Origin of the sequence: Shewanella sp. SR44-3, assembly GCF_014163735.1 — a bacterium.
In the GTDB taxonomy this organism is placed as follows: Bacteria; Pseudomonadota; Gammaproteobacteria; order Enterobacterales; family Shewanellaceae; genus Shewanella.
The window spans coordinates 21822-34048 of sequence record NZ_JACJDV010000021.1 but is presented as its reverse complement, the minus strand read 5'-3'; the positions used below and the strand labels follow the sequence as shown (position 1 = coordinate 34048).

Below are 12227 nucleotides of genomic sequence, written 5' to 3'. Positions count from 1 at the left end.
ACCAAGGATCTAAACCCTATGTTCTGCGGCCTTGTATGTAAGCATAAATGAGTTCGCTAATACTTTGACCTACATCACGGTATCCAGCGCTGAGGTTCGCGCTATGGCAAACTGGCGCCGCCTCGGCAATGTGAAAATACGCCGTTGGGCAATGTTTAGCGATATAGTTAACATAGTGCAGTGCATCCATTAAAGGCACACCAGCAACGGTCGAGGCGCTACTTGGCATAGTGTTGATAGCATCAACGTCAAGTTCCAGTGCAACAGCAAGCTGAGTTTGATTAAGCTCTTTGGCTATCTGTTTTAACGCTTGGCTAAGGCTCAGCTCTCGTCTGACCCAAATCTGCTGATAGGTGTGCCAAGTACCGCCAAATAAGCTTAATTGTTCCAAAGTGGTTTCAGTGTTTTTAAGCTCGTGTAGGCCAAGTACATGATAGTGATCTAGAGCACCATTGGCGGCGGCATAACTGAAACCATTGCCACTGTGACGGCCTTCTTTTGGTCTGAAGTCACTGTGGGGATCAAGGTTCACAGCCGCTAGAGGCTCTCCTAGGCTATGTTTTGCTGCCATCAATAAGCCAAAAGCATTGTTATGACCGCCGCCGATAACAATAGGCTCAAGGCCGGCATCAAATACTTGGCTGACTAAGGCGATGACTTGCTCATCCAGCGCTTGGGTGGCTTGTCTCAATTGCTCAAGGCTTACATCTACGGCTAATGCAGGCGGGGCGATTTCGCCTAAGATAAGGCAGTTAGTACCGGTATAGAAACGGTTTGACTGCAAGTTCAGCCATTGGCTCATGGCTGCGCTGAAGGCATCATTGGCGCCGCCTCGGCCCAAGTTCGCCCTAGGACCTAAGTCTTCACTTATGCCTAAAATAGCAAAGCGAGCCCCTTGCTGCTTGGCGTAGAACAGTGCTTGTGCTAAGGGACGGTTGGTGTCTAACAGCATGATGGTTTGACCTAGTTTGGTCTCACCGCTTCGGGGGCTTAAGAGTGTCTCTAAGGTTTGTTGGTTGAAGGCGGTGAACATGGCATTCCTCACATAGACTCATATAATAAAAAGCGCTGATATAAACGTATTGCTATAAAAAAAGCCAGCATGGCTGGCTTTCTATATCTACCAGCGCCAGTCAATGCGCGTGGGTGGATGTTGGTTGGTTATCGGTAGAGTGGATTAATCAATATCCAATGGCTCTGGAGACAAAATGACGCCGGTATTGTCAGCATAGATATGATCGCCCGGTAAGAAAGTGACACCACCGAAGTTAACCGGCAGTTCAATTTCGCCCACGCCGTTACCTTCTGCGCCAACAGGAATAGATGCCAGCGCTTGGATACCTAAATCCAGCTCTTCTAATGCATCGACATCGCGAACTGAACCGTAGACTATGATGCCTTCCCAATTATTGTTCACGGCAATTTGGGCTATGCTGGCATCGATAAGTGCGCGACGTAAAGAGCCACCGCCATCAACCAGTAATACCTTGCCTTCACCATCTTCTTGCAGCGCATCTGCAATAAGACCATTGTCTTCAAAACACTTTATTGTGCTGATGGCGCCGCCAAAAGAGCTGCAACCACCGTAATTGCTGAACATAGGTTCGACGACATCGACAACATCTATGTACATGTCGCAAAGCTCTGAGGTGTTGTATTCCATGGTGACACTCCTATTGGGCAGTAACTGCTGAGTTAGGCAAAGTTTAGTGGATTATATGAGCTTTTCATGAAAATAAAAGCGTTATTAATCACAGGATTGATGTCTATGACTGAGGCATTAGCCTTGTTTAAGAACTTTTAAACGGCATAGATAGTGAATAATTGTTATTTTGTTGGTTAATTTCGTTCTTTTTTAGTCATTTAGGTGTTTTTGTTTGATGAAGGTCATTATATTACGTTTTTTAATTACATTTTTACGGCACTCTTTGCTAGCATATTAGCTTATGATTAACTGAATTAACTTAACATGTTTGCTTTAGAGGCACGGATCCCTCGTTACGCATACGGACGGCAGAGAGCCTTAAAGAGGTTCTTATGGAAAATGTAAATTGGATTGAAATCCTAGGCTATGTAGCCTCGGTAATGGTAGCCATTTCTTTGATGATGAAAGACATCATCTTACTAAGATGGATCAACTTCGTCGGTTGTGGATTATTTGCAGCTTACGGTTATGCCATCGATGCCTGGCCAGTGGCTGGGATGAATGCTTTCGTTGCAGGCATAAACATCTATCACTTAGTGAAAATTTATCGTACAGGTAAGCCTGTTGCTGATGATGCTGAAGTAAAAGCATAAGCTGACTCAGAATAATCCTCGTTCGGGTGAAGGCGCCCAACGCATTAGCTTTCGAGACCCAAAGGGCCATTCATTGGCCCTTTTTTATGCCTGATATTCTTGATAATTTGCCGTGCATAACGTCATAAAAACTTCCCTTTTTTGTCATGTTAGCGTCATTGCCAAAGCTTAGCTTGATCAGTAAAGCCTTAAGGCCTATTGATAGCTCGCTTATCTCTTGTGACTTATTAAGCCATTGTAATCTTGTTACTAATTCAAGGTTTTTGGGTCATAAATACAGTGCTAAGACAGGGGTATAAGGATGCATGTATGTTGACAAGCTTAGATAAACGGCTTTTTTGTCATGTGCTTAATTCGAGTCGTTATTATGGTTTAACGCCGTTGGCGAGAAGTATCAGCCGCAGTGGTGATGGTCCAATTTATTTATGTTTTAGTCTGATTATATTGTTGTTTCATCCTCTAGGAACGGTTTTTTTCAATCAATTACTGTGTGGATTTCTCATCGAATTGCCCTTGTATTTATGCCTTAAACACAGCTTGCGCCGTCCAAGGCCGTGTCACGCCTTAGTTGAGCTGGAGTTTAGCTTTGAGCCAGCAGATAAATTCAGCTTACCTTCCGGACACACTGCAGCAGCGTTTATGGTGGCAAGTTTCATTGCGGTTGCTTTTCCTTTTTTTAGCCCTTGGGTGTTTATTTGGGCGGCGGGTGTAGGCTGGTCTCGTGTGGCGTTAGGGGTACATTACCCGTTAGATATTTTAGCAGGTATGGGGTTAGGGCTTGGCAGTGCTAGCTTAGGGCTGCTTTGGTTACAAGTTTAATATGGCCAACTAAAGGAAGGACTATGCGTATTTTGTATGGGGTACAAGGGACGGGCAATGGTCATATTAGCCGTGCGCGGGTGATGGCCAAGTCGCTGAAGAAGGCTGGCGTCACAGTGGATTTCTTGTTTTCAGGTCGGGTGGCAGAGCAGTATACAGACATGAGTTGTTTTGCTGATTACCGCGTTAATGAGGGGCTAACTTTTGTGACTGAACAGGGTAAAGTTAATATCGCTAAAACCCTTAAGCAAAATCTTGCCAGTCCTATTTTACAGCAAGTCAATGCCCTCGATTTATCTGAATACGACTTAGTGCTTAATGATTTTGAACCTATCTCAGCTTGGGCCGCTAAGCGCCAGCAAGTGCCCTCTATCGGGATCAGTCATCAGGCTGCGCTGTGCCACAATGTGCCTAAACAAGGGCTTACTTGGCTAGATGAGCTGCTGCTGAATCATTTTGCGCCGGTGGATATCGCTTTGGGCTGCCATTGGCACCACTTTGCTTGTCCTATTATGCCGCCCTTTGTTGATGTACAGCCTGCAAAGCGTGAGCATGGGCATCAGATATTAGTGTATCTTCCCTTTGAAGATGCTGATGAAGTGGCAGATTTTTTCACGCCTTTTGATGATTATCAGTTTTTGGTTTATCACAGGGCTAAACCCATCAAGCCACTGCCTGCTCACATTCAATGGCATGGTTTTAGTCGTCTTGGGTTTAAAGCGCACTTAGCTGAATGTGGCGGTGTGGTGGCCAATGCAGGGTTTGAGCTTAGCAGTGAAGCATTGACCTTAGGCAAAAAGCTTATGGTCAAGCCTTTGCAAGGGCAGTTTGAACAAGGGGCGAATGTCGCAGCGCTGGAATTGTTAGCCGCAGGGCAATCTATGACGGTATTTGATAGCGATAAACTCAGGCGCTGGCTTAAAGCCCCTGCTCCAAGCCCGATTAATTACCCGCAAACCGCAGATGACTTTGTGACTTGGCTAGCACAAGGAGATTGGCAACAGCCACAAGCGCTTTGTGAGCATTTGTGGTCCAAGGTTAATTTGCCTGACAACTGGAATTAGCAGGCTGAGTTTGCTTGTGAATAGCGTGATTTTTTAGATTAAAAACAAAAGGTTAGCTATTTTCGCTAACCTTTGTAATTCAGTTTATGAGTGTCGGCTGTGAAGAATTTCCAAGAGTTCATCTTCAAGTTCAAAGCGTGTTTCCAAAGACTGGGCAAGCTTAGATAAGTCCTTATCCAATTGATACAGGACTTGCTCATCATCGGCTTCAGTGTATTTGTCGTTAAAGTCTAAGGCTATATCTGTGGTATCGCTGATTTTTGGCAGCAAAGACTGCGCGACTGCGCGGCTTGACTCACCAAATTTCTCACAGGCAATAACCACTTGGTCATAGACTTCAAAATGCCCTTCGGATACATAATCAACTAATTGAGCACAGAAATTCTTCACCGTTTGAAATTGTGGTAGCTTCTTATCCGCACGGGTGTAAGGCGCTAATCCTGCGATCTTAAAGTATTGGATAAGTAGCATCCTGCGATTGTTAAGCCATTGATCGATAAGCTTGTTAGCTCCACCCCATTTCTGTTCGGCATGTTCCAGTTTCGTTAACATTATTGTTCTACTCAGTCGGCAACCTATCCATAACAACTAATGTATGGGAGAAAGCCCTGAGGGATCAACTGTTTTGTGAATATTTACCACTGCACCAACCAGATAAGGTGAATGTCGCTGTTTGTCATATTAAGCAGTATATGAAATAGCACCAATAAAAAAACCAGCAATGGCAAGCCATTGCTGGTCGAATGTAGTTCCTAAAGGCTCAATGTGTAGAGCTTCTTGATTGTTCTTGCTAGCGCAAACTTTTTATATCAAAGGGCTACCAAAGTCGCAACACATTTATCGTCAAGTCGTAGGTTATTCACACAAAAGCATTCATTATGTGATAACTCCGTGAGGTTTTGCACATTTCATCAACAAGTTTATACCCAGGGTTTGCCAACCCAGAATCACGTCTTGATCATAGAATACAGCTTTGACTCTGTGGTCTAGATCACACTCTATCGCGGCAGATAAATTTTCCAATGCTGGTGAGACTAATCGACAAAGTGCTAAACTAGCGCCCTGCAGAATTCATACAGTCTAGGAAAATAGCCAAATGGCAGAATTAAAAAATGATCGTTACCTACGCGCCCTGTTAAAACAGCCTGTTGATGCAACTCCCGTATGGATGATGCGCCAAGCTGGACGCTACTTACCAGAGTATAAGGCAACGCGTGCCCAGGCCGGCGATTTTATGTCTCTATGTCGCAATGCCGAGCTGGCTTGTGAAGTGACGCTGCAGCCTTTACGTCGTTACAAGTTAGATGCTGCCATTTTGTTTTCCGATATCTTGACTGTGCCAGATGCTATGGGCTTAGGTTTGTACTTCGAAACTGGCGAAGGCCCACGTTTTGAGCGCCCAACTGACACTATCGACGCCATTAAAAAGCTGTGTATTCCAGATCCAGAAGATGAATTAGGCTATGTGATGCGCGCTGTAAGCACAATTCGTCGGGAGCTAAAAGGTGAAGTGCCTTTGATTGGTTTCTCTGGTTCGCCTTGGACATTAGCCACTTATATGGTGGAAGGTGGTTCAAGCAAGACCTTTGAGAAAATCAAGAAGATGGCCTACGCGGAGCCTGCAGCCCTGCACATGTTGCTTGATAAACTTGCCGATTCAGTGATTTTATATTTGAACGCACAAGTCGCCAATGGCGCGCAGTCGCTCATGATATTTGACTCTTGGGGCGGCGCATTATCTCACCATGCATACCGTGAGTTTTCACTGCGTTATATGCAAAAAATCGTTGATGGCTTAACCCGTTTTGCCGATGGTCGCCAGGTACCTGTGACGTTATTCACTAAAGGCGGCGGTTTATGGCTTGAGTCTATGGCGGAAACTGGCTGTGATGCTTTAGGTCTAGATTGGACTGTGGATATTGGCGATGCTCGTCGCCGTGTCGGCGATAAAGTGGCTCTGCAAGGCAACATGGATCCTTCTATGTTATATGCAAGCCCTGAGCGTATCCATCAAGAAGTGGGTCAAATCCTCTCAAGCTACGGCAAGGGTACTGGTCATGTGTTTAACTTAGGTCATGGTATCCATCAGCATGTTGATCCAGAGCATGCTGGCGCCTTTATCAATTCAGTACATGAGTTGTCGCCCCAATACCATAAGTAGCTAGAAGTACCATAAGTAAAAAGTTACATATAGCAGCACCTTATTTAGCGTAAAAGCGAGCCTAGAGCTCGCTTTTTTATGCCTTAAATTTGTCATCAAGAATTAGTAAAGGTGTCATTTGTCCTCATTAATCTATGGGTTATACCAATCGTATTAATTATCTCTGCAAGATTTATTAATCAATACCAAGGACGACAAGATGCCCGTTAGTAAAATCAAACGTTCGCTTAAACCCGCCTTAGGTGTGGCTACATTATTACTGCTTATGCCGTTCACCTCAGCTTGTAATAGCGATAGTAACGCTAAAACGTCCACCGCAGCGCCCATTACAACACCAATAACTGCACCAATAACAACACCAGTGCAAACTTCCTCACTGGCTAGCACTATGGCCATTAACTCAGAAAAACCTGCCAGTGTTGGCCCAAGGCCGGCTTTTTTAGTGAATCAAATGCAAGATAGTGAATTAAAAATTCGCTTAGCCCAGTGCATTGGTGATGAAACTTACCGCAGCGACTTTGCTATCGGTCATCGGGGTGCTGCCATGCAGTTCCCAGAGCATACTCGTGAAGCTTACCAAGCGGCCATAGATACTGGCGCGGGTGTTGTAGAGTGCGACGTGACCTTTACCTCAGATAAAGCCTTGGTCTGTCGTCACTCTCAATGTGATTTAGCTACCACCACTAATATTTTAGCCATTCCAGAATTAGCCAATAAATGCAGCGTGCCCTTTAGCCCCGCAGATACGGCTAACGGAGTACCTGCATCGGCGAAATGTTGCACCAGTGACATAACTTTGGCTGATTTTAAGCGCCTTAAGGGCAAGATGGATGGCGCCAACTCGCAAGCCACGACCGTTGAAGCTTACATGCAAGGTACGCCAGATTGGCGCACGAATTTGTATTCAGGCAGCGGCACCTTAATGACCCATGCTGAGAGCATCATTATGTTTAAAGCGGCGGGCATTAAGATGACGCCAGAGCTTAAGTCTGCGGAGGTGGTGATGCCTTTTGATGGTTTTAGTCAGCAGGATTATGCCCAAAAAATGCTAGACGAATACACAGAGGCTAGTGTTGCTGCGACTGAAGTCTTGCCGCAATCTTTTAATTTAGAGGATGTTAAATATTGGATTGCTAACGCACCAGAATTCGCCGCGCAAGCTGTGTACTTAGATGACAGATATGATTTGGCTGATTTTAATCCACAAGACAGCAGCACTTGGTCACCGAGTATGAGTGAGCTTAGCAATGCTGGAGTGAAGATTATTGCACCGCCTCTCTGGGTTTTAGTAACCTTAGATGAGAATAAAAAATTAGTCCCTTCTGAGTATGCTAAAGCGGCGAAAGCTGCGCAACTTGAGATTATCGCTTGGACCTTAGAGCGCTCAGGTTTATTGACCCAAGGTGGTGGTTGGTATTACCAAAGCGTCACAGAGGCCATCAATGATGAAGGTGATGCCCTTGAGTTATTGCATGTCCTCACCACTGACGTTGGCGTGAAAGCCGTGTTCTCTGATTGGCCTGCCACAGTGGCTTTCTATGCTAATTGCATGGCTAAAAGCTAGCGCGGTCTGAAGTCATAGGTTTAGATCATTAGGCTGTGAATGACGAGATCTGGGGGCTGGTGACAAAGTGATAGCTTGAAGATTAGCTCAATACAGAGCCTGCTTATCGCAGGCTTTTTTGTCAGTGTTACATCAATCATATTTAGCACAAAAGTTTTGTGATCATAGCCGATTTCAAAGTGAAAAATTATGGGGTTGGTCACATATTTAGCTATTTAATAACAATGGCTTAAGCTGGGTGCGACAAAGTGTCGCAAACCATAACATTCATATTGAATGCTGGTTATGAAAGTGAATAATCACCTCAAAATAAAGCAGTAATAAAAATACCGAGGTGATGTGATGGGAAAGACCAACTTCAAATTAAGCTTATTAGCGGGCGCGTTAGTGATGGCGATGCAACCTAATGTTCAGGCTCAAGAGCAGCATAATTGCAGCAAGGATGAAAAGTGTAATGAGTATCTTGTGGTTACAGGGGACGTGATGCGTGAGCCTGTTAACGTGGTGAGCGACCCCAAAAAGCCACGCCTGCCACTGCCTGCGTTTGAAGGTTCAGGTTTTTTGAAAACCATTCCCGGTTTTAGTGTGACTCGTAAAGGCGGCATGGGCGGCGACCCCTCATTTCGCGGTATGGGAGGCTCACGTGTTGCGATAGTCGATGATGGCCAGCACGTATATGGCGCCTGTGGTGGCCGTATGGACCCACCAACGAACTACATCTACCCAGAATCCTATGATGAAATTACTGTGATAAAAGGCCCGCAAACGGTGAAATATGGCCCCGTGGGCTCGGCAGGCACAGTATTGTTTGAAAAAAATCGCCACCGCTTTACCGAGCGCGGCATTATGGGCCGCGCCAGCATCACTGGCGGCAGTTTTGAACGGAAAGACAGCATCATAGAATTTGTGGCGGGTAATGCCGATTATTACGTCGATTTTGACATGGACAGCTCCAGCAGCGATCACTACAAAGACGGTAACGACAATCCAGTGCAATCAAGCTATGACAGGGACAATTTTAAGGTGGCCTTGGGCTGGACACCGTCTGAAAATACTGTGATTGAATTCGCTGTGGGTCAGTCAGAAGGTGAGGCTGAATATGCAGACCGCTTAAACAAGGCACGCCAAATAGATAATGAAAGTTATACCTTGTTAGTGCAACATGATTTCGATTCAGAGCTATTAAAAAATATTGATTTTCAAGCCTATAGTAATGAAAACGATCACATCATGGATCAGTTTGATCGCGGCGTAAACATGGGGATGGATGTGATGCGCAGCACCAGTGGCGGGCATTTCTGGTTAGGCTTAACCCCTATGTTGAACTGGGATCTCACCGTGGGTGTTGATCATATGCAAAGCGATCATCAAGGCCGCGGCATCAATATGATGCAAGATAAAGGTCTGGATGATTTACTGCGCAAGCCATTTATGAAGAATATAGAATACGCCAACTGGGGCTTATTTGTTGAGTCTGTCTATCATCTTGAGTACAGCAAGGTATTTGCCGGGGTTCGTTATGACAACTGGGATACCGATCTCTATGTGGGTCAACAAGGTAATCGTACTGACGATGTATTTAGCGGTTACGCCCGTTATGAGTACCGTGATGGTTTCAGTCAATACTACGCCGGTGTGGGGCACGCTGAGCGGGTGCCTGATTACTGGGAAATCATGAAAACCAGTGCCAGCAATCCAATGCAAAAAGCTTTTGATCTTGAGCCTGAAGAAACTAATCAGCTGGATATCGGCTGGATTTACGATAATGGCTTAGTGTTTTCAAGCTCATTATTTTACGGTCAGTTAGATAACTACATCTTAGTGGACTCAACCGGCCCAATGACAGTGGCCCGTAACATAGATGCCACCTTGTACGGCGGTGAAGCCAGCATAGATTATGACTTTAACGACAATTGGTCGGCGCAAGTGACCTTAAGCTACACCTTAGGTGATAACGATACTGACAATGTGGACTTAGGCCAAGTGTCACCGCTTGAGTCTAAATTATCACTTAATTATCAAAAAGATGCCTGGGCTGCAGGACTCTTGTGGCGAGTGGTTGATGCTCAAAATAGAGTCACAGTCGGTCATGGCAACATAGTTGGCCAGGATTTAGCCGAGTCTAGTGGTTTTGGCACTGTTGCCATCAATGCTTCGTGGAATTATGACGATCATTTACGGTTAATTTTAGGGGTAGAAAACCTGTTTGATATCGCTTACGCCGAGCACATCAGTAAAGCGGCGGGTGGCAATGACTTACCTGGCAGTGAGCCTATGTTCCAAGTGAACGAATCAGGGCGTAACTTCTGGGCCAAATTAACCTATGAGTTTTAAGCGGCAAATAATTTGTGCTTAGTATATTTGCAAGGACGCAAAGCTTGCTCCTAGCTGGTGGGATGGGGTATCACACTTAAGCTAACTTCAATGACACTGACAAGGATGCCAGTGTCATTTTTTTTATTGTTTTATGAACACGACTTAGAAGGTGAGTGGTGAAAATGGATGATTCTAACAGTCTTTTTAACGAGTGCTTTTTCTGTGGCAGGCATAATTTTACTGGGTTGACGTAAGTAAGGTTGAAAATAGCCCAATGGCCGAGTTCACTGCATATTGAGGTTGTAAATTTTTCGTTAACTTATTGAGCAATAAAAAACCGGCTCAAATGGCCGGTTTTTAAACGTACTAAGTATCAGCTGCTGGTGTTGCACTACAGCTGATACTTAGTGGAAAAATGATACTTAAGCGAAAGCTTGCTGGAGCTGAGGCACCACTTGTTTCTTGCGGCTAAGTACGCCATCTAACCAGACTTTGCCATCGATAGTGGCTTTGCCGTAGGCTTTTTGGGTTAGCTCGCTGTCATCACTGATGACTAACATTTCTGAGCCTTCTTTCATAATGTCTGTGAGTAATAACAAGACACTATGACGCTTACCTTCTTGTTTGAGGGCGCGGATATCGGCTTCTAAATCGGCTTTGATGGCGTCAAATACCGATAAGTCGATAACTTCTAACTGACCAATACCGACTAAGTTGCCATTCATGTTGAAGTCTTTAAAGTCGCGCATCACTAAGTCGCGTGCTGGCGTGCCTTCAACGGCAGATTTCACCTTAAACATTTCCATGCCAAGTGCTTTAAAGTCTTCAATGCCGGCGATTTCAGCTAGTGCTTCGACGCAGCGAATGTCAGCTGTGGTGCAAGTTGGTGATTTAAAAATCACAGTGTCACTTAAAATGGCGCACATCATGATGCCCGCGATATCTGCTGGAATGTCGACTTTGTAGAAGTCATACATCATTTTGATGACGGTGTTGCTGCAACCGACTGGGCGGATCCAGCATTCAAGCGGCGTGGATGTGGTTAAATCACCTAGCTTGTGGTGATCCACAATACCCACAATTGTCGCCTCTGCTATATCATCAGGGGCTTGGGTGAGTTCAGAGTGGTCAACAATATAGACTTCTTCACCCGCGTAGCTTTCTTTGAACAGCGGCGCTTCAAAGCCAAAACGCTCAAGAATAAAAGCGGTTTCTGGCGATAACTCACCAAGACGGGCAGCAATGGCGGGCTCGTCGATTTGGTTTTTTAAGTAAGCTAGGGCGATGGCGCCACAGATTGAATCGGAATCAGGGATCTTGTGACCCACAACATACATCGGCATTGTAAACTCTCTCCTATAGATTTGGCTCGATTTTACCAAGTATTAAGCGAATTCGGAAATACTCAAAAATAACAACCGAATTTATTTATTGCTACAGCATGGTTGCTAAATGGCTAGCGCTGGCTTTGCGTTAGTCAATCTTGACTTTTACGACTACTTTTCGCACCGCAACGGGGTCGCAGCTGGTGCCTGGCATGTGCATGTCACCTGGGAAAAACAGCGCAAACATGCCGGTTTTTAAAGGAATAAAGGCAGCGTCGGCTTTGTTGGACTCATAGTCAAACTCGGCATAATCGTGTTTTTCAAAATAGGGTTTTGAGGGTGTTTGGTCTGCTAATGGCAAGTAGCCAAACTCTTCTTCACCGCTGACCACAAATTGCACATCAATATATTTTTGATGCACTTCAAAGGGTTCAACTTCCCTTGGCTTAGTGTGGTAATCATTGACTATGACAAAGATATTTTCGCCATCGAGTGGGTAGTTACCTACGGGCAACGGGCTGAAGTCAGTATTGGCAATATGCTTTAGCGCCACACTCAGTCTTGGGTGCAGGGCATGGTACAAGTGATGATTGGCTAACGTATCTACTATCATGGGAGGCTCGTGCTGATGGTTTGTGCAGATCATAACCTGAACGAAAAAAACAGGCCATCGATGATGG

The 12227-nt window shown here is 45.1% G+C and carries 11 protein-coding genes; 6 read left to right on the top strand and 5 right to left on the bottom strand.

Annotation, left to right across the window (positions count from 1 at the left end; all coding sequences use genetic code 11):
- Positions 1–16 precede the first annotated feature (16 nt).
- Both H5073_RS11650 and rraA read right to left on the bottom strand, forming a co-directional pair.
- Complete coding sequence (locus tag H5073_RS11650; protein WP_182679748.1) at positions 17–1033, bottom strand: formimidoylglutamase; 1017 nt, start codon at positions 1031–1033, stop codon at positions 17–19.
- Positions 1034–1177: 144 nt separating this feature from the next.
- Positions 1178–1663, bottom strand: a complete 486-nt coding sequence (gene rraA / locus H5073_RS11645; protein WP_182679747.1) for a ribonuclease E activity regulator RraA — start codon at positions 1661–1663, stop codon at positions 1178–1180.
- A 374-nt stretch (positions 1664–2037) separates the two neighbouring features.
- Here rraA and H5073_RS11640 point away from each other — a divergent pair, with 374 nt between their 5' ends.
- From H5073_RS11640 to H5073_RS11630, 3 genes are all read left to right on the top strand, one after another.
- The gene (locus tag H5073_RS11640) at positions 2038–2298 is read left to right on the top strand and encodes a YgjV family protein (protein WP_182679746.1); all 261 of its coding nucleotides are present in this window, start codon (positions 2038–2040) and stop codon (positions 2296–2298) included.
- A 309-nt stretch (positions 2299–2607) separates the two neighbouring features.
- Positions 2608–3117 (top strand): phosphatase PAP2 family protein, encoded by a 510-nt coding sequence (locus tag H5073_RS11635; protein WP_182679745.1) that lies wholly within the window; start codon positions 2608–2610, stop codon positions 3115–3117.
- Between the two features lie 23 nt (positions 3118–3140).
- Entirely contained in the window at positions 3141–4181 is a 1041-nt protein-coding gene (locus H5073_RS11630) for an MJ1255/VC2487 family glycosyltransferase (RefSeq protein WP_182679744.1), read from the top strand.
- A gap of 84 nt (positions 4182–4265) precedes the next feature.
- On the opposite strand, the gene rsd is transcribed toward H5073_RS11630, so the two are convergent.
- Positions 4266–4733 carry a sigma D regulator gene (gene rsd, locus H5073_RS11625; protein WP_182679743.1) on the bottom strand — a complete coding sequence of 156 codons (468 nt, stop codon included), beginning with the start codon at positions 4731–4733 and terminating at the stop codon, positions 4266–4268.
- Positions 4734–5277: 544 nt separating this feature from the next.
- On the opposite strand from rsd, the gene hemE reads away from it, so the two are divergent.
- From hemE to H5073_RS11610, 3 genes are all read left to right on the top strand, one after another.
- Positions 5278–6342 (top strand): uroporphyrinogen decarboxylase, encoded by a 1065-nt coding sequence (gene hemE, locus H5073_RS11620; RefSeq protein WP_182679742.1) that lies wholly within the window; start codon positions 5278–5280, stop codon positions 6340–6342.
- 199 nt (positions 6343–6541) lie between these two features.
- A complete protein-coding gene (locus tag H5073_RS11615; protein WP_259394884.1) occupies positions 6542–7906 on the top strand; it encodes a glycerophosphodiester phosphodiesterase family protein in 1365 nt (454 codons plus the stop codon).
- Between the two features lie 342 nt (positions 7907–8248).
- Positions 8249–10240: a TonB-dependent copper receptor gene (locus H5073_RS11610; protein ID WP_182679741.1), complete on the top strand. Its 1992-nt coding sequence runs from the start codon at positions 8249–8251 to the stop codon at positions 10238–10240.
- 404 nt (positions 10241–10644) lie between these two features.
- Here H5073_RS11610 and H5073_RS11605 read toward each other — a convergent pair whose 3' ends face one another.
- Both H5073_RS11605 and H5073_RS11600 read right to left on the bottom strand, forming a co-directional pair.
- Positions 10645–11565 carry a manganese-dependent inorganic pyrophosphatase gene (locus tag H5073_RS11605; RefSeq protein WP_182679740.1) on the bottom strand — a complete coding sequence of 307 codons (921 nt, stop codon included), beginning with the start codon at positions 11563–11565 and terminating at the stop codon, positions 10645–10647.
- 130 nt (positions 11566–11695) lie between these two features.
- A complete protein-coding gene (locus H5073_RS11600; RefSeq protein ID WP_182679739.1) occupies positions 11696–12160 on the bottom strand; it encodes a YhcH/YjgK/YiaL family protein in 465 nt (154 codons plus the stop codon).
- Positions 12161–12227 lie beyond the last annotated feature (67 nt).

Bases quoted from the DNA above. Each gene is read 5' to 3' on its own strand.
- H5073_RS11650 (WP_182679748.1), bottom strand. From the start codon at position 1,033: ATGTTCACCGCCTTCAACCAACAAACCTTAGAGACACTCTTAAGCCCC.
- rraA (WP_182679747.1), bottom strand. From the start codon at position 1,663: ATGGAATACAACACCTCAGAGCTTTGCGACATGTACATAGATGTTGTC.
- H5073_RS11640 (WP_182679746.1), top strand. From the start codon at position 2,038: ATGGAAAATGTAAATTGGATTGAAATCCTAGGCTATGTAGCCTCGGTA.
- H5073_RS11635 (WP_182679745.1), top strand. From the start codon at position 2,608: ATGTTGACAAGCTTAGATAAACGGCTTTTTTGTCATGTGCTTAATTCG.
- H5073_RS11630 (WP_182679744.1), top strand. From the start codon at position 3,141: ATGCGTATTTTGTATGGGGTACAAGGGACGGGCAATGGTCATATTAGC.
- rsd (WP_182679743.1), bottom strand. From the start codon at position 4,733: ATGTTAACGAAACTGGAACATGCCGAACAGAAATGGGGTGGAGCTAAC.
- hemE (WP_182679742.1), top strand. From the start codon at position 5,278: ATGGCAGAATTAAAAAATGATCGTTACCTACGCGCCCTGTTAAAACAG.
- H5073_RS11615 (WP_259394884.1), top strand. From the start codon at position 6,542: ATGCCCGTTAGTAAAATCAAACGTTCGCTTAAACCCGCCTTAGGTGTG.
- H5073_RS11610 (WP_182679741.1), top strand. From the start codon at position 8,249: ATGGGAAAGACCAACTTCAAATTAAGCTTATTAGCGGGCGCGTTAGTG.
- H5073_RS11605 (WP_182679740.1), bottom strand. From the start codon at position 11,565: ATGCCGATGTATGTTGTGGGTCACAAGATCCCTGATTCCGATTCAATC.
- H5073_RS11600 (WP_182679739.1), bottom strand. From the start codon at position 12,160: ATGATAGTAGATACGTTAGCCAATCATCACTTGTACCATGCCCTGCAC.